We start from the raw sequence: 16725 nt of genomic DNA on the forward strand, positions 1-16725 counted from the left end.
CGGCAGGCCCCCTCGCACCACCACCGCCCGCCACAGCCGCCGCGCCGTTCCCCGATGCAGGGCTCGCCGCCGACCGGGCCGCTGCCGCCCGTGCCCGCCGGGATCGATCGTCGACGCCCGGAACTGTCGGACGCCGCGCTGGTGTCGCGGTCCTGGGCGATGGCCTTCGCGACATTGATCAGCCGGCTCACCGGCTTCGCCCGGGTGGTGCTGCTCGCCGCGATCCTGGGCGCCGCGTTGTCCAGCGCGTTCTCGGTGGCCAATCAACTGCCCAACCTGGTGGCGGCGCTCGTCCTGGAGGCGACGTTCACCGCGATCTTCGTGCCGGTGCTCGCGCGCGCCGAGCAGGGCGACCCCGACGGCGGGGCTGCGTTCGTGCGGCGCCTGGTCACGCTGACGACGGCGCTGCTGGTCTTCGCCACCGCGGTCTCGGTGCTGGCCGCCCCGCTGCTGGTGCGGCTGATGCTGGGTCGCGACCCGCAAGTCAACGAGCCCCTGACCGTCGCCTTCGCCTACCTGCTTCTCCCGCAGGTCCTCGCCTACGGACTCACCTCGGTGTTCATGGCGATCCTCAACACCCGCAACGTGTTTGGGCCCACCGCGTGGGCGCCCGTCGTCAACAACGTCGTGGCGCTGGCCACCCTGGCGATCTATGCGGCCGTCCCCGGTGAGCTGTCGGTCGATCCCGTGCGGATGGGCAACGCCAAGCTGCTGGTGCTCGCCATCGGCACCACGCTCGGCGTCTTCGCGCAAACCGGGATGCTGCTGGTCGCGCTGCGCCGGCAACGCATCGACCTGCGCCCGCTGTGGGGCATCGACGCACGCCTCAAACGATTCGGCACCATGGCAGCCGCGATGGTGCTCTACGTGCTGATCAGCCAGCTCGGCCTGGTGGTCGGCAACCAGATCGCCAGCACCGCGGCGGCATCCGGGCCCGCGATCTACAACTACACGTGGATGGTCCTGATGCTGCCGTTCGGCATGATCGGGGTGACGGTGCTGACGGTGGTGATGCCGCGGCTGAGCCGCAACGCGGCCGCCGACGACACCAAAGCCGTGCTCGCCGACCTGTCGCTGGCCACCCGGCTGACGTTGATCACGCTGATCCCGATCGTGGCCTTCATGACCGTCGGCGGCCCCGCGATGGGCAGCGCGCTGTTCGCCTACGGTCATTTCGGCAACGTCGACGCCGGATACCTGGGCGCCGCGATCGCGCTCTCGGCGTTCACGCTCATCCCCTACGGCCTGGTGCTCTTGCAGCTGAGGGTGTTCTACGCGCGCGAACAGCCCTGGACGCCGATCGTGATCATCCTCGTCATCACCGCGGTCAAGATCCTCGGCTCGGTGCTGGCGCCCCACCTCACCGACGACCCCAAGCTGGTAGCCGGTTTCCTGGGGATGGCCAACGGTGTCGGCTTTCTCGCCGGCGCTCTCGTCGGCTACCTGTTGCTGCGACGCGCGCTGTTGCCCGCGGGCGGCCACCTGATCGGCGTCGCCGAGGTGCGCACGATCCTGGTGACCCTCACCGCATCCATGCTGGCCGGCCTGACCGCGCACGTCGCGGATCGGCTGTTCGGGCTCGACGGGCTGACCGAGCACGGCGGCGCCGGCTCTCTGGTCCGCCTCTTCGTGCTGGGGCTCATCATGCTGCCGATCACGGCCACGGTCATGCTCCGCGCGCAGGTCCCCGAAGCGCAGGCCGCGTTGGACGCCCTGCGGTTCCGCATCACCGGCCGGGGGCCGCGGCCCCGCAGACCGAAGCCAGCGGATCGATCGTCTCACCGGCGCCCGGTCACGTACCCTGAGCAGAGGAATTCGTCCCCGCCTGGGGTCAATGCGGTCCAGGAGCCGATCCGGCGCAGGCCTCCGGAGCGGGCAAACCGAGCCCGGCTAGCGAAAGGACCGGAGGTGACCGACCGACCGATGGAGAGCCCCGCATCCAGCGCCGGCCCCGGCACAGGGTCAGGGACTTCGCGGCCGGTCGCCGACGACTTCCAGCCCGGCATCCCCGCCGACGAGCCGCAACGCTCGACGTCCCGCCCGCCCGAACCCGCCAACGGCGACATCGGTGGCGAAACCCGGCGCGGCCCGGCCTCTTTCGACGCGCCCCGCGAGCGCGCCGCGGACTCGCCGGGCGACGACGTCCACCTGGTTCCCGGCGCCCGGATCGCCGGCGGCCGGTACCGGTTGCTGGTGTTCCACGGCGGCGCGCCGCCGCTGCAGTTCTGGCAGGCGCTGGACACCGCGCTGGACCGGCAGGTGGCGCTGACGTTCGTCGACCCGGACGGCGCGCTGCCCGACGAGGTGCTGCAGGAGATCCTGTCCCGCACGCTGCGGCTTAGCCGCATCGACAAACCCGGCATCGCCCGCGTGCTCGACGTGGTGCACACCGGCTCCGGCGGCCTCGTGGTCTCCGAGTGGATCCGGGGCGGCTCGCTGCAGGAGGTCGCCGACACCGCGCCCTCACCGGTGGGCGCGGTGCGGGCCATGCAATCGCTGGCCGCCGCCGCCGACGCGGCACATCGCGCCGGCGTCGCGCTGTCGATCGACCACCCCAGCCGCGTGCGGGTCAGCATCGAAGGCGACGTCGTGCTGGCCTACCCGGCGACCATGCCCGACGCCAACCCCCAAGACGACATCCGCGGCATCGGCGCCGCGCTCTATGCCCTCCTGGTCAATCGGTGGCCCTTGCGGGAGAGCGGGGTGCGCAGCGGGCTCGCGCCGGCCGAACGCGACTCCTCGGGCAATCCCGTCGAACCCATGGCCGTCGACCGCGACATCCCGTTCCAGATCTCCGCGGTCGCCGTCCGGGCGGTCCAGGAGGACGGCGGAATACGCAGCGCCTCAACGCTTTTGAACCTCCTTCAGCAGGCCACCGCGGTCGCCGACCGCACCGAGGTGCTCGGCCCGATCGACGATTCCCCCTCGCCGTCGACGGCGCTCATCTCGCCCGGTCAGGAGCAGGCGACCTTCGCGCGCCGGCGGCGCAACCTGCTCATCGGCGCGGGCGCCGGCCTGGCCGTCATCGTGGTGGCCCTGCTGGTGCTGGCGTCGGTGGTGAGCAAGATCTTCGGCAACGTCGGCGGTGGCCTCAACAAGGACGAACTCGGGCTGAACGGCCCCTCGTCGTCCGCGTCGGCGTCATCGTCGACCACCGCGTCCGCGGCCGCCGGCAGCGTCGTGAAACCCACCCGGGCGAGCGTCTACTCCCCCGACGGCGAGGTCGACAACCCGGGCACGGCCGGACAGGCGATCGACGGCGACCCTTCCACCGCCTGGGCCACCGAGGTCTACACCGACGCCGTGCCCTTCCCCAGTTTCAAGCAGGGCGAGGGCCTGATCCTGCAACTGCCCAATCCCACCGTCGTCGGCCAGGTCACCATCGACACGCCCAGCTCGGGGACCAAGGTCGAGATCCGGGCGGCCTCCTCGTCGGCCCCGGCCTCCCTCAACGACACCAAGCTGCTGGCTCAGGCCTTCACGCTCAAGCCCGGCCACAACGTCATCCCGGTCAGAGCCGGTTCGCCGACGTCGAACCTGCTGGTCTGGATCTCCACGCTGGGAACCACGAACGGCAAGAGCCAGGCCGGCTTTTTCGAGATCACGGTCCAGGCCGCGTCCTGATCCGCGCGCGTTCCACACACTCACACCACCGCTCCCGAGTGAAGTGCCGCCCGATACGGGATTAGTTAATGTCCGCCCGTGGGCTTCGGGGGAAACGTCAAGCGGGACCGCAGTGACGCCGAGCTGCTGGCAGCCCATGTGGCCGGTGACCGCTACGCCTTCAGCGAGCTCTTCCTGCGTCACCAGCGCCACCTGCACCGGCTTGCCCGGCTCACCACTCGCACCCCCGAGGATGCCGAAGACGCGCTGCAAGACGCCATGCTATCCGCGCACCGCGGCGCCGGCGCGTTCCGGCACGACGCCGCCGTCGGCAGCTGGCTGCACCGCATCGTGGTCAACGCCTGCCTGGACCGGCTGCGCCGCACCAAGGCCCACCCGACCGTTCCGCTGGAGGACGTCTACCCGGTCGCGGATCGGACCGCCCAGGTCGAGACGACGATGGCGGTGCAGCGCGCCTTGATGCGCCTTCCCGTCGAGCAACGGGCCGCGGTGGTGGCCGTCGATATGCAGGGCTACTCGGTGGCCGACACCGCCAGGCTGCTCGGCGTCGCCGAGGGCACGATCAAGAGCCGGTGTGCTCGCGGCCGCGGCCGCCTCGCCGAACTACTCGGCTACCTCAACGCCGGTGCCCACGCCGCACCGGAGGGCGCTACCGGCCAGGCCTGACAGGTCGCCGCGCGGGCCTATCCGTGGCCATCCGCCGGCGCATGACGGACACTGGGTCCGATGGATGCGGCGGACAACGACGGGGCGGATCACCGCAGCGCGGAATCGGACCCGCCGCTGACCGTCGAACTGCTCGCCGATCTGCAGGCCGGCGCGCTCGACGACGAGGCCGCCGCCCGGGTCCGCCGGCAGGTCCGCGCCGATCCGCAGGCCGCGGGCGTGCTCGCCGCGCTGAACCGTGTCCGCCGCGATCTCGCCGCCGTGGGCGCCGACCCGGCCTGCGCACCGGACCCGCCCCCGGGCGTCGCCGCCCGGATCTCGGCGGCCCTGCGATCCGCGGAGCCCCCACCCGGACGGGCCGCCCACTCCGCACGCCCGCGTCTACGGCCGGCGCGCCTCATCGCGGCGGTCGCCGGTCTGTGCGCCGCGCTGGCCGCGATCGGCTTCGGCACGGTCGCGCTCCTGCACGCTCCCGAACCCGCCCCGAGCACCCCGGGTGACGTCCAGCACATCACGGTGTCGACGCCGCCGATGGAGGTCCCGCTCTCCGCGGACGAAATCCTCGGCCTGCTCGACCGCGCACCCGACTTCGGCTCCTCCGGAGGCACGCTCAGCGACCCCGCCCGGCGCGCCTCCTGCCTCACCGGCCTCGGCTATCCGGCGGCCACACAGGTGCTGGGCGCGCGCCCGGTCGAGGTCAACGCGCGCCCCGGCGTCGTTCTGGTGATACCCGGCGACAGCCCGCACGTCCTGGCCGTCTACGTCGTTTCACCAAATTGCAGCGCCGCCGATACCGGGCTGTTGGCCAATACCCAGGTGCCGCGCCCCTAATGTGGTGCCATGGGCGGTGCCCCCGCTGTTGCGAACTCCCGGGAACAGCCGTACCTACGCTGGCGTTTATACGGGTCCAGAGACGATCGCTCGAAAGGTTTTCATGACCGCCGACACTGTGCATGACGTGATCATTATTGGTTCGGGTCCTGCTGGGTATACCGCGGCGTTGTATGCGGCGCGGGCGCAGTTGGCGCCGGTGGTGTTTGAGGGGACGTCGTTTGGTGGGGCGTTGATGACGACGACCGAGGTGGAGAATTATCCGGGTTTTCGTGACGGGATCATGGGTCCGGAGTTGATGGATCAGATGCGTGAGCAGGCGTTGCGGTTTGGTGCTGATCTGCGGATGGAAGACGTCGAATCGGTGTCGCTGGAGGGCGCGGTGAAGTCGGTGACCACCAGCGAGGGTGAGACCGTGCGCGGGCGGGCGGTGATTTTGGCGATGGGTGCGGCGGCCCGCTATTTGGGGGTGCCCGGTGAGCAGGAGTTGTTGGGGCGTGGGGTGTCTTCGTGTGCGACCTGTGATGGGTTCTTTTTCAAGGATCAAGACATCGCGGTGATCGGTGGTGGGGATTCGGCGATGGAGGAGGCCACGTTTTTGACCCGGTTTGCCCGCAGTGTGACGGTGGTGCATCGCCGTGAGGAGTTTCGGGCGTCGCGGATCATGTTGGAGCGCGCGAGGGCCAACGACAAGATCACTTTCCTGACCAATAAGGCGGTCGAGGCGGTGGAGGGCACCGACACGGTGACGGGGTTGCGGTTGCGTGACACGGTGAGCGGTGCGTCCTCGACGTTGGCGGTGAGCGGGGTGTTCGTGGCGATCGGGCATGACCCGCGTTCGGAGTTGGTGCGCGAGGTGCTCGACACCGACCCCGACGGGTACGTGTTGGTCCAGGGCCGCACCACCGGTACCTCGATCGAGGGGGTGTTCGCCGCCGGGGATCTGGTGGATCGCACCTACCGCCAGGCCGTCACCGCCGCGGGCAGCGGCTGTTCGGCCGCCATCGATGCCGAACGCTGGCTCGCCGACCACGAAGAGTCCAGCGCCGCCGCCCAGGGCGACGCAACCGAATTTCCGGGCAGTACCGACACATTGATTGGAGCACCACAATGACCGATGCCGAAAAGGCCGGGGCCACAATAGAAGTCTCGGACGCATCATTTTCAACCGAGGTGCTGTCCAGCAATAAGCCTGTGCTAGTGGACTTTTGGGCCACATGGTGCGGACCCTGCAAAATGGTGGCGCCGGTCCTCGAGGAGATCGCCGGCGAGCGCAGCGATCACCTCACCGTCGCCAAGCTCGACGTGGACGCCAACCCCGAAACCGCCCAGAACTTCCAGGTCGTCTCCATCCCCACCATGATCTTGTTCAAGGACGGCCAGCCGGTGAAGCGGATCGTCGGCGCCAAGGGCAAGGCGGCGCTGCTGCGCGAGCTTTCTGACGCGGTCCCCGGCCTCAGCTAATCGATTCGATCGTCGCACCACGCCCCGGCGCATAGCCTGGGGTTTTCTGGAATTCGCGAACCGTCTGCGACAATACGGTTAGCTGTTGCCCATCTATGAGCGTGTCAGTTTGTCCCGGAGGGCCCTTGGTATGTCGAGTCCGCGCCGCGAATACGGCGACGCGCTGCGCTGTGGTGACCGCAGCGCCGCTGTGACCGAGATCCGGGCCACCCTCGCCTCATTGGGGATGCTGGACGGCTCCGACGACGAGGATCTCACTACCGGCCGGCACGTGGCCCTGGAACTCTTCGACGCCGAACTTGACCAGGCAGTTCGCGCTTTCCAACAGCATCGCGGGCTGCTCGTGGACGGCATTGTCGGCGAGGCCACCTACCGCGCGCTCAAGGAGGCGTCGTACCGACTGGGCGCGCGCACGTTGTATCACCAATTCGGCGCGCCCCTCTTCGGTGACGACGTCGCCACGCTGCAGGCACGGCTGCAGGATCTCGGCTTTTACACCGGCCTGGTCGACGGCTATTTCGGGTTGCAGACACACAACGCTTTGATGTCGTATCAGCGTGAGTACGGGCTGTCGGCCGACGGTATCTGCGGCCCGGAAACGTTGCGCTCCTTGTACTTTCTGAGTTCACGGGTCACCGGCGGATCGCCCCACGCGCTTCGCGAAGAAGAACTGGTGCGCCGTTCGGGTCCCAAGCTGTCGGGCAAGCGCATCATCATCGATCCGGGCCGCGGCGGTGCGGATCACGGCCTGATCGTGCACGGTGCGTCCGGTCCGGTCAGCGAAGCGGATGTGTTGTGGGACTTGGCGAGTCGACTTGAGGGCCGGATGACCGCCATCGGGATGGAGACCTTTCTGTCCCGTCCGGTCAACAGCAGCCCCTCGGACGCCGAGCGTGCGGCCACCGCCAACAATGTCGGCGCCGACCTGATGATCAGCCTGCGCTGCGAAAGTCAGCTCAGCGCCGCGGCCAACGGGGTGGCGTCCTTTCACTTCGGCAACTCCCATGGTTCGGTGTCCACCATCGGACGCAATCTGGCCGACTTCATTCAGCGAGAAGTGGTGGCACGCACCGGTTTACGGGATTGTCGCACGCACGGCCGGACGTGGGATCTGCTGCGTCTGACCCGCATGCCGACGGTCCAGGTCGACATCGGATACATCACCAACCCGCGCGACCGCGCCATGCTGGTCTCTACCCAGACCCGCGATGCCATCGCCGAGGGAATCCTCGCCGCGGTCAAGCGGCTCTACCTGCTGGGCAAGAACGACCGGCCCACGGGCACATTCACTTTCGCCGAGCTACTGGCCCACGAATTGTCGGTGGAGCGCACCAGCCAGCTGGGCGGTTCGTAGCCCCTCAACCACCCAGGGTGGTCCCAACGCATTCCCCGCCGTGGAGCCGGCCCCGACCGGCTGCTCCAGATGCGCGCTTTCCAGCAGACGTTCCAGGGCCGCCTCGACTTCGGCCTTCCATCCCAGGCCCTTGTCGAGCTCGAGCCGCAGTCGCGGGAAATACGTATGTGGCGCCACCACAACGAATCCCGCGTCTTTCAAGAATTCCGCGTCCATCACACAGCGCTCTACCGAGCAATCGCCGACGGCCTCCAACACCGCCTGCACATCGGGACCCACCAGTCGCGGATCCTGTAATTCCGACGCCGCCGGGGTGCGGCCGAACGCCTCGAGCGCCCGCACGCCGCGTCGCACCAACTCGTCGATGACCCGGGCGATCAAGCCGTGCGGCAGGTCGTCGGCGGCGGGGCCGGGTTCGATGCCCATCGACGTCAACATCACCGCGTCCGCGGACACCGGGCCGGTCGGAAATCGTTGAGCCCTCGGCACCGCCCGTGGCGGCGCGTAGAACACATAGCCCAGGCACGGCGGCTCGGCCTGGCTTCGCTCGTCGGGGATCGCGGTCGCCACCTGACCGCATGAACCCCACTCCAGCATGACCATGGACAGCCACGCTTCTTTTTCGAATTCGGGATCGGTGAGGTGATCCTGGTTGCCGAGGGTCGCCGGATCGACTTCCCAGAACACGCACCGGCGCGCGTGCTTGGGAAGCTGCTCGAAGGCCTCGAGCCGCAGCGGCATGATTCGAGCGGACACTAGCCTCCTGCTCCTGTGCGGTACGGCAGCCATCTGCACCGACAACCCCTCCAGGATAGGAGAGGTAGTCGTGATCGGGCCAGCTTTAGCCCGGCCACACGCGTCGGGGCGCCCGAACCGCCGCCATAACGCGGTCGCGGGCGGTCGATCATCGAAAGTCGTTGCTACCCATGCTGTTTCGCCAAACCTCGGCATCGGGGCGCGGAAATTTCTCGCCGCGTCGGCCCCAGTGTCACAGTGACGTAATTACACCGTGTCCTAGCTCAGGCCTTCGGCGGGGACATGACCTCGATGATTCGCTGTAGGTCGTCCACCGACCCGAACTCGACGACGATCTTGCCCTTACGTTTGCCCAGGCTGACCGTCACTCGGGTATCGAAGGCGGTCGAGAGCCGGTCGGCGACATCTTGCAGGCCGGGCATCTGGATCGGCTTGCGCCGCGGGGGCGTCGGCGCGGTCGTGCCGGACCGGTTGGCCAGCGTGACCGCCTCCTCCGTGGCCCGCACCGACAATCCCTCCGCGACGATGCGGGTGGCCAGTTCCTCTTGGGCCTCGGGACCGGCCTCCAGGGACAGCAGTGCGCGGGCATGACCGGCGGACAGGACCCCGGCGGCCACACGCCGCTGCACCGCGATCGGCAGCTTGAGCAACCGGATCATGTTGGTGATCAACGGCCGCGACCGCCCGATGCGGGCCGCCAGTTCATCGTGGGTGACCCCGAACTCGTCGAGCAGCTGCTGGTAGGCGGCCGCCTCTTCCAAGGGGTTCAGCTGCACGCGGTGGATGTTTTCCAACAGGGCGTCGCGCAGCAGATCGTCGTCGCCGGTCTCGCGCACGATCGCGGGGATGGTCGCCAGCCCGGCCTCCTGGGCCGCCCGCCAGCGCCGCTCCCCCATCACGATCTGGTAGCGCGCACCGCTGGCCGAATCCTTGACGGCCCGCACCACGATCGGCTGCAAGAGCCCGAACTCGCGGATGGAGTGCACCAGTTCCGCCAGCGCTTCCTCGTCGAAGACCTGACGGGGCTGACGGGGGTTGCGCTCGATATCGGCCGGCGCGATCTCGCGGTAGACCGCCCCCATGGAAGCGGTTGCCGACGCGTCCTGCGGCGCCGGTCCGCCGATCAAGACGTCGGCGGCCGCGTCCCCCATCCGGGGGCCGAGGGTCGCCGGACCGGAATCACCTTCCGCGGGACCGGTCGGAATTAGCGAAGCCAGGCCCCGGCCGAGGCCACCCTTTTTGCGTAACGGCTGCGTCATGGTCGTCCCTTCACGGATGGTGGTCAATCGCGCTCGGCGAGTTCGCGGCTCGCGTCGAGGTAGCTCATCGCCCCGCGGGAACCGGGGTCGTAATCGATGATGGTCATGCTGTAGCCCGGCGCCTCGGAAACCTTCACGCTGCGCGGAATCACCGTCCGCAGCACCTTGGCCCCGAAGTAGCGGCGCACCTCCTCGGCGACCTGGTCCGCCAGCTTGGTGCGGCCGTCGTACATGGTCAGCACCACGGTGCTCACCTCGAGCTTCGGGTTGAGGTGGGCCTTGACCATCTCGATGTTGCGCATCAGCTGCGAGACGCCCTCGAGGGCGTAGTACTCGCACTGGATAGGGATCATGACTTCCGGTGCGGCGACGAGCGCGTTGATGGTCAGCAGGCCGAGCGACGGCGGGCAATCGATGAAGACGCAATCGAAGTCGAGGCTGTCGAGGTCGGCCAAAGCGGTACGCAACCGATTCTCGCGCGCAACCATGCTCACCAATTCGATCTCGGCGCCCGCCAGGTCGATGGTCGCGGGGATGCAGAACAGCCGGTCGTTGTGCGGGCTCTGCCGCAGGGCATCGTGGACGGAGACCTCACCCAACAACACCTCGTACGACGACGGCGTCCCCGACTTCCGGTCGGTGATGCCCAGCGCCGTGCTCGCGTTGCCCTGGGGGTCGAGGTCGATGACGAGGGTCTTGAGGCCTTGGAGCGCGAGGGCCGCGGCGAGGTTGACCGCCGTGGTCGTCTTGCCCACGCCGCCCTTCTGGTTCGCGACGGTGAAGACGCGGCGCCGGGCCGGCCGGCGCAGCGGCGGATACGTGGTGTGCAGGACCCGCATCGCCCGTTCGGCGGCCGCGCCGATCGGGGTGTCGTATTCGGCGCTTGTTTCACGTGAAACATTCGGCTGTGCGGCCGGTGCGGCCGCCGGCTCGGCCGGGGGCGCCGGCGCGGGAGCCGTCTTCGGGGCGGCCTCGGGCGGCTGTGCCGTCACCGGCCTGTCTTCTGGAAAAGTCATCGCGTTCGGGCCTTCCCGGTCCGTGCCGACTTGCGGTGCGGCGGCTGCCCGCGTCGCGCTGAAACCACGGTTGCGGGGGGACGCAAATAGTTCGCGCCACATGTCACCACCCTGACATCAGCGGCGCCCGATGCTGCCATCACACGCCGGAATTGTTCAACTTCCTCGGACGCCCGCTCCCCCTTGATGGCCAGCATCCGACCGTCTGGGCGTAGCAACGGCATGCTCCACTTCGTCAGTTTGTCCAACGCCGCAACCGCTCGTGATACCGCCGCATCCCTCGACCCGAACCGGTCACGCACCCCCGGTTCTTCCGCGCGGCCGCGAACCACCTCGACGGTTAACCCTAGTTCGTCGACAACCTCGTTGAGAAATTCGCTGCGTCGCAGGAGCGGCTCGAGCAACACGACCTCTAGATCGGGCCGTGCGATCGCCAACGGTATCCCGGGCAAGCCCGCCCCGCTGCCGATGTCGATGACGCGCTCGCCCGCGCCGAGGAGTTCGGCGACCGCGGCGCTGTTCAATATGTGGCGGTCCCAGATCCGGTCGACTTCCCGCGGCCCCAGCAGCCCGCGCTCCACGCCAGCACCCGCAAGGAGGGTGGCGTACCGTTGCGCGATTCCGAGGCGCTCGCCGAAGGCGGCGGCCGCCGAATCCGGAGCGGCGCCGATGCCCGGGCGCGAGCCCGCGCACTCCCCCGCGGCTCCGGCCGGGCCGCCATGTTTCACGTGAAACATCCTCGAGTTGGCGCGTGCACTTTCAACCTTCGGCCGCCCTCCGGACCAGACGAACTACACCGCTGTAACTCTGGGAGTCAGTCGTGCAGCACGACCACGCGGCGCGACGGCTCGACGCCCTCGCTCTCGCTGTGGACTCCGGGAACCGCCGCGACGGCGTCGTGCACGATCTTCCGTTCGAAGGGTGTCATCGGTGCCAACTCTTCGCGCTCCCCCGACTCGAGCACCCGCCGCGCCACCTTGTCGCCCAGCGCCGCCAACTCTTCGCGCCGGCGCCGACGCCAACTCGCGATGTCGAGCATCAACCGACTCCGCACGCCGGTCTTCTGGTGCACCGCCAACCGGGTGAGCTCCTGCAGCGCGTCGAGCACCTCGCCGCCGCGGCCGACCAACTTGTTCAAGTCGTCGCCGCCATCGATGCTCACGACGGCCCGGCTCCCCTCGACGTCCAGGTCGATGTCGCCGTCGAAGTCCAAGAGGTCCAACAACTCCTCGAGGTAGTCGCCGGCGATCTCGCCCTCGGCGACCAACCGCTCCTCCAGGTCGTCGCCCTCCTCGGCGTCACCCTGGACGGTGTCCTCGGCCGCCGCTTGGGTCTCGAGTTCCGTGTCCACGTCGCGCTCGGTGGTGTCGGCGTCTGTCATGTCTTTCTCTCCCTCATCCATGGGTCTGAGCCCGGTTGGGGCCGCCCTGCCCAGGGTCGCCCCGGTAGCTTGTCCGCCGTATCAGCGTTTGCGTTTCTTCGGTCGCGCGCCCGGACGCGGGGTGCGATTGCTCGGGGTGTCGGTGGCTTCGGGCGCCTGCCCGTCGGCGCCATCGGACTCCGCCTCCGCCGAACCGGACCCCTCGGTATCCCCACCGGCCTTCGCCGAACCGTTCCCGCCCGGCGCTGCCGCCTTCGGTGTGCGCTTCGGCTTCGCTCCGGGAGCCGGCGCGTTGGCCGCCCGGCGCGCGATCGCTTCCTGCTTCTTGGCTTCGTCTTCTTTCTCGATCATCCCGAAGACGTAGTGCTGCTGCCCGAAGGTCCAGATGTTGTTGGCGAACCAGTACAAGATGATCGCCAGCGGAAGGAACGGCCCACCGACCACCACGCCGAGCGGAAACACATACAGCGCAAGCTTGTTCATCATCGCGGTCTGCGGGTTGGCCGCCGCCTCCGGGCTCTGCCTCGCCACCGATGCCCGACTGTTGAAGTACGTCGCCACCCCGGCCAGGATCATCACCGGCAGCCCCACGGCGATCACGGCCGGCCGGCTGAAAACGGTGAACGCGTCCAGGCCCGTGCGCTGCGTCATGAACGCGCCGATCGGTGCGCCGAACAAGTTGGCGTCCAGGAAATGCGCGACGTCCGTCGGGGTGAAGACGTAGTTTCCGGTGAGCCGGTTCTCGGCCACCGACAGGTGCGGCTGCCCGAACCCACCGGTAGTCCGGTTGAACGAGCGCAACACGTGATACAGACCGATGAACACCGGGATCTGCGCCAGCATCGGCAGGCAGCCGAGAATCGGGTTGAAGCCGTGTTCGCGCTGCAGCTTCTGCATCTCGAGCGCCATGCGCTGCCGGTCCTTGCCGTACTTCTTCTGCAGCGCCTTGATCTGCGGTTGCAACTCCTGCATCTGGCGCGTGGTCCGGATCTGTCGCACGAAGGGCTTATAGAGCAACGCGCGCAGGCTGAAGACCAAGAACATCACCGACAGCGCCCAGGCGAAGAAGTTCGACGGCCCCAGCATGGAGGCGAACAGCTTGTACCAAACCCACATGATCCACGACACCGGGTAGTAGACGAAGTCGAGGCTGAAAAGGTCAAACGACAAAAGACTCACTCTCCCCTCGCGTCGCTCGGACCGCCCGAGCGTCGCTGGCGTCTTGGCAATCCCCTTGGCAGCCGGGGCGATCCGGTATCGGATCCCATCCGCCCTCGTGCCATGGTCCGCACTTGGCGAGCCTGACCGCAGCCAACCAGCTCCCCCGGATCAACCCGTACTCGTTCAGCGCATCGACCGCGTACTGGCTGCAGGTCGGAACGAAGCGACAGGTCGCCGGGCGCAGCGGCGACACCATATGCCGATAGAGCTGGATGAGGAAAATCAATCCCCGCACCACGGACCGTCCAACGGTGTGGGCGAACGCACGCACCGCAGAGCGTCGGGTCACGGTGCGATCCCCGTCGCCGGCATCCGTCGCAAACACCGCCGCAGTTCCTGTTCCAACCGGGCCGACGACGCGGTCCGGCTACTGGGCAGCGCCCGGATCACCAGCCGGTCGGACTCCTGAAGGTCACCGAGAATCGTGCGGGCCACATGTCGCAGCCGGCGGGCGACCCGGTGACGTTCCACCGCCGACCCGACGGGCTTGCCGACAACGAGTCCGACGTGGGGCGCCGTCGCGTCGCCGCAGTCGGTTTCGCGCCGGAAGTGCACGACGATGTCGGGCTGTGCCATGCGGATCCCGTGCTTCACCGTCGCGTCAAACTCAATTGACCGCGTCATGCGGTTGCGTGCGGGAAGCACCGCCGAAAGACCTGACCCGCGATCAGGCAGATAGCGCGCGGCGGCCCTTGCGGCGCCGACCGGACACGATCGCGCGTCCGGCACGAGTGCGCATCCGCAAGCGGAAGCCATGCACGCGGGCTCGGCGCCGGTTATTCGGCTGGAAGGTCCGCTTGCCCTTGGCCACGACGTTCTCCTCGTTGTTTGCCATCCGGCCGCTCAGACGGTTCGCTTCGGGCTCGTCTGCGGTCCGACCGGAGGTGGTCTTGCTGCTGCTGGCCGGCGCGGTCCCCGGGTGGTTCCGGGTCGCAGCCGTATCGCCGACTTTCGGGCGACTGTTTGAGGGTACTGACGAGCCCTCGCCTGGTCAAACCTGGCCTGCCGCAACGCCGCCGCGCGGACCCGGCGCAAGATTTTCCGTTCCGATCACACTCGGCTGCGACGTGACTACGATAACGACCCGAACCAAGGCCCCACCCACCCTAAGCGACCCGATTGGAATGCAGCGGAACGGTTGGCAGCCGCACGGAAAACTGTTAGCTTCTGCCAAAGTCGTTTTAGACTGAAACAGCGCTCGACAACGAAGCGAGGATGGTGGATCGACTAGCTGCCTAGACAACCTTTTTGGGTTTTCTTCCAGCGCGGAGATCGCGAGCCGTCGCCGGTAGGTTGTGGCTTGCAGACGACCACCCTGTCCACACCTGTGTATAACTATGTGGACAGCCGTTTCGTCGCCAAGCGTGAGTTGTACTTCGACCCGGGACGTTCGAGAACCAGGGAGATGCGTCGTTGACCGATGACCCCGGTTCAGGCTTCACGACAGTGTGGAATGCGGTCGTTTCCGAGCTCAACGGTGACCCGACCGCGGACGGCGTAGCCGCCAACCGCACCACCCTGGTGACTCCCCTCACCCCGCAGCAACGGGCGTGGCTGAATTTGGTCCGGCCGCTGACGATCGTCGAGGGATTTGCCCTGCTGTCCGTCCCGAGCAGCTTCGTGCAAAACGAGATCGAACGGCATCTGCGGGCCCCGATCACCGATGCGCTCAGCCGCCGGCTCGGACAGCAGATCCAGCTGGGAGTCCGCATCGCTCCCCCACCCGACGATGTCGAGGACGCCCTGATCCCGCCGGCGGAGCCGTTCCCGGGATCCGACGGTTCGATTCCCGGCGACGACGCCGCGCTCGACACCGACGAGCCGTTGGAAAACGGCGAGGCCGTCGACGGCGCCCAGCCGGGCTGGCCGAATTACTTCACCGAGCGGCCGCACGCCATCGACCCCGCCGTCGCCGCCGGCACGAGCCTCAACCGCCGCTACACGTTCGACACGTTCGTCATCGGCGCCTCCAACCGGTTCGCCCATGCCGCGGCCCTGGCGATCGCCGAGGCCCCGGCCCGCGCATACAACCCCCTCTTCATCTGGGGCGAATCCGGTCTCGGCAAGACCCACTTGCTGCACGCCGCCGGCAATTACGCCCAGCGCCTGTTCCCGGGGATGCGGGTCAAGTACGTCTCCACCGAAGAATTCACCAACGACTTCATCAACTCGCTGCGCGACGATCGCAAGGTGGCCTTCAAGCGCAGCTATCGCGACGTCGACGTGCTGCTCGTCGATGACATTCAGTTCATCGAGGGCAAGGAAGGTATCCAGGAGGAGTTCTTCCACACCTTCAACACGCTGCATAACGCCAACAAGCAGATCGTCATCTCCTCGGACCGGCCGCCCAAGCAGCTCGCCACCCTGGAAGACCGGCTGCGAACACGGTTCGAATGGGGTCTGATCACCGACGTGCAGCCGCCGGAGCTGGAAACCCGGATCGCCATCCTGCGCAAGAAAGCTCAAATGGAGCGGCTCGCGGTCCCCGACGACGTCCTCGAACTCATCGCCAGCAGCATCGAGCGCAACATCCGCGAGCTCGAGGGCGCCCTGATCCGGGTGACCGCCTTCGCCTCGCTGAACAAGACCCCGATCGACAAGGCGCTGGCCGAAATCGTGCTCCGCGATTTGATCGCCGACGCCAGCACCATGCAGATCAGTGCGGCCACCATCATGGCCGCCACCGCCGAATACTTCGACACCACCGTGGAGGAACTCCGCGGCCCCGGCAAGACGCGGGCGCTCGCCCAGTCACGCCAGATCGCGATGTACCTGTGCCGTGAGCTCACCGATCTTTCGCTGCCCAAGATCGGGCAGGCCTTCGGCCGCGACCACACCACGGTCATGTACGCGCAGCGCAAGATCCTGTCCGAAATGGCCGAGCGGCGTGAGGTTTTTGATCACGTCAAGGAGCTCACCACCCGCATCCGGCAGCGCTCCAAGCGCTGAATCCCCGGGTTTCGGCGCCCCTGCGCGCAATTTTTTCGAGAAACTTCTCGCGCGTCCGTCACATCCGCCACACCCAGGGCATGTGCGCAGCCCTGTGCACACAGCCTTCAAACTCCAGTGCAGTACGGGGCGTTCCGTGCACACCCGTCGTTCGTCCCCACTGGACCAACACCTGACTCACAGGCGCCGCCGCGACGATCCACA

At 67.9% G+C, this 16725-nt stretch carries 16 protein-coding genes; 7 read left to right on the forward strand and 9 right to left on the reverse strand.

The window, feature by feature from the left end:
- Positions 1 to 54 precede the first annotated feature (54 nt).
- From W7U_RS21350 to W7U_RS21375, 6 genes are all read left to right on the forward strand, one after another.
- Positions 55 to 3624, forward strand: a complete 3570-nt coding sequence (locus W7U_RS21350; protein ID WP_036429862.1) for a murein biosynthesis integral membrane protein MurJ — start codon at positions 55 to 57, stop codon at positions 3622 to 3624.
- A 78-nt stretch (positions 3625 to 3702) separates the two neighbouring features.
- Positions 3703 to 4290 (forward strand): RNA polymerase sigma factor SigM, encoded by a 588-nt coding sequence (sigM, locus tag W7U_RS21355; protein ID WP_008262466.1) that lies wholly within the window; start codon positions 3703 to 3705, stop codon positions 4288 to 4290.
- A gap of 60 nt (positions 4291 to 4350) precedes the next feature.
- Positions 4351 to 5121 carry a hypothetical protein gene (locus W7U_RS21360; protein WP_008262468.1) on the forward strand — a complete coding sequence of 257 codons (771 nt, stop codon included), beginning with the start codon at positions 4351 to 4353 and terminating at the stop codon, positions 5119 to 5121.
- A 103-nt stretch (positions 5122 to 5224) separates the two neighbouring features.
- Positions 5225 to 6235, forward strand: coding sequence for a thioredoxin-disulfide reductase (trxB, locus tag W7U_RS21365; protein ID WP_008262469.1), 1011 nt, complete (start codon positions 5225 to 5227; stop codon positions 6233 to 6235).
- The gene (gene trxA, locus W7U_RS21370) at positions 6232 to 6585 is read left to right on the forward strand and encodes a thioredoxin (RefSeq protein ID WP_008262471.1); all 354 of its coding nucleotides are present in this window, start codon (positions 6232 to 6234) and stop codon (positions 6583 to 6585) included. Before trxB ends, trxA begins: the two co-directional genes overlap by 4 nt.
- Positions 6586 to 6715: 130 nt before the next feature.
- The gene (locus W7U_RS21375) at positions 6716 to 7939 is read left to right on the forward strand and encodes an N-acetylmuramoyl-L-alanine amidase (protein WP_008262474.1); all 1224 of its coding nucleotides are present in this window, start codon (positions 6716 to 6718) and stop codon (positions 7937 to 7939) included.
- Here W7U_RS21375 and W7U_RS21380 read toward each other — a convergent pair.
- The 9 genes from W7U_RS21380 to rpmH all read right to left on the reverse strand — a co-directional run bounded on the left by W7U_RS21380 (position 7886) and on the right by rpmH (position 14383).
- Positions 7886 to 8695 carry an acetyltransferase gene (locus tag W7U_RS21380; RefSeq protein WP_230487539.1) on the reverse strand — a complete coding sequence of 270 codons (810 nt, stop codon included), beginning with the start codon at positions 8693 to 8695 and terminating at the stop codon, positions 7886 to 7888. The genes W7U_RS21375 and W7U_RS21380 overlap by 54 nt on opposite strands.
- A gap of 263 nt (positions 8696 to 8958) precedes the next feature.
- A complete protein-coding gene (locus W7U_RS21385; protein ID WP_008262478.1) occupies positions 8959 to 9954 on the reverse strand; it encodes a ParB/RepB/Spo0J family partition protein in 996 nt (331 codons plus the stop codon).
- Between the two features lie 23 nt (positions 9955 to 9977).
- Positions 9978 to 10946 carry a ParA family protein gene (locus W7U_RS21390; protein WP_008262483.1) on the reverse strand — a complete coding sequence of 323 codons (969 nt, stop codon included), beginning with the start codon at positions 10944 to 10946 and terminating at the stop codon, positions 9978 to 9980.
- Between the two features lie 20 nt (positions 10947 to 10966).
- Complete coding sequence (gene rsmG, locus W7U_RS21395; RefSeq protein ID WP_008262484.1) at positions 10967 to 11707, reverse strand: 16S rRNA (guanine(527)-N(7))-methyltransferase RsmG; 741 nt, start codon at positions 11705 to 11707, stop codon at positions 10967 to 10969.
- A 77-nt stretch (positions 11708 to 11784) separates the two neighbouring features.
- A complete protein-coding gene (locus W7U_RS21400) occupies positions 11785 to 12351 on the reverse strand; it encodes a R3H domain-containing nucleic acid-binding protein (RefSeq protein ID WP_008262485.1) in 567 nt (188 codons plus the stop codon).
- An 81-nt stretch (positions 12352 to 12432) separates the two neighbouring features.
- Positions 12433 to 13530 (reverse strand): membrane protein insertase YidC, encoded by a 1098-nt coding sequence (gene yidC, locus W7U_RS21405; RefSeq protein ID WP_036429710.1) that lies wholly within the window; start codon positions 13528 to 13530, stop codon positions 12433 to 12435.
- Complete coding sequence (yidD, locus tag W7U_RS25815) at positions 13511 to 13861, reverse strand: membrane protein insertion efficiency factor YidD (protein WP_085976467.1); 351 nt, start codon at positions 13859 to 13861, stop codon at positions 13511 to 13513. The genes yidC and yidD overlap by 20 nt, the downstream gene beginning before the upstream one ends.
- On the reverse strand, positions 13858 to 14217 hold the full coding sequence (rnpA, locus tag W7U_RS21415) for a ribonuclease P protein component (RefSeq protein WP_081490146.1): 360 nt from the start codon (positions 14215 to 14217) through the stop codon (positions 13858 to 13860). Before rnpA ends, yidD begins: the two co-directional genes overlap by 4 nt.
- Positions 14218 to 14239: 22 nt before the next feature.
- On the reverse strand, positions 14240 to 14383 hold the full coding sequence (gene rpmH / locus W7U_RS25820; protein WP_003874369.1) for a 50S ribosomal protein L34: 144 nt from the start codon (positions 14381 to 14383) through the stop codon (positions 14240 to 14242).
- 602 nt (positions 14384 to 14985) lie between these two features.
- Between rpmH and dnaA the strand changes: the two genes are divergently transcribed.
- Positions 14986 to 16521: a chromosomal replication initiator protein DnaA gene (gene dnaA / locus W7U_RS21420; protein ID WP_008262503.1), complete on the forward strand. Its 1536-nt coding sequence runs from the start codon at positions 14986 to 14988 to the stop codon at positions 16519 to 16521.
- The last annotated feature ends 204 nt before the right edge of the window (positions 16522 to 16725 follow it).

The organism is Mycobacterium sp. H4Y (genome assembly GCF_000364405.1).
Classification (GTDB): domain Bacteria; phylum Actinomycetota; class Actinomycetes; order Mycobacteriales; family Mycobacteriaceae; genus Mycobacterium; species Mycobacterium intracellulare.

Coding starts and splice junctions, on each gene's coding strand:
- W7U_RS21350 (WP_036429862.1), top strand. CDS start 55: ATGCAGGGCTCGCCGCCGACCGGGCCGCTGCCGCCCGTGCCCGCCGGG.
- W7U_RS21360 (WP_008262468.1), top strand. CDS start 4,351: ATGGATGCGGCGGACAACGACGGGGCGGATCACCGCAGCGCGGAATCG.
- trxB (WP_008262469.1), top strand. CDS start 5,225: ATGACCGCCGACACTGTGCATGACGTGATCATTATTGGTTCGGGTCCT.
- trxA (WP_008262471.1), top strand. CDS start 6,232: ATGACCGATGCCGAAAAGGCCGGGGCCACAATAGAAGTCTCGGACGCA.
- W7U_RS21375 (WP_008262474.1), top strand. CDS start 6,716: ATGTCGAGTCCGCGCCGCGAATACGGCGACGCGCTGCGCTGTGGTGAC.
- W7U_RS21385 (WP_008262478.1), bottom strand. CDS start 9,954: ATGACGCAGCCGTTACGCAAAAAGGGTGGCCTCGGCCGGGGCCTGGCT.
- rsmG (WP_008262484.1), bottom strand. CDS start 11,707: ATGTTTCACGTGAAACATGGCGGCCCGGCCGGAGCCGCGGGGGAGTGC.
- W7U_RS21400 (WP_008262485.1), bottom strand. CDS start 12,351: ATGACAGACGCCGACACCACCGAGCGCGACGTGGACACGGAACTCGAG.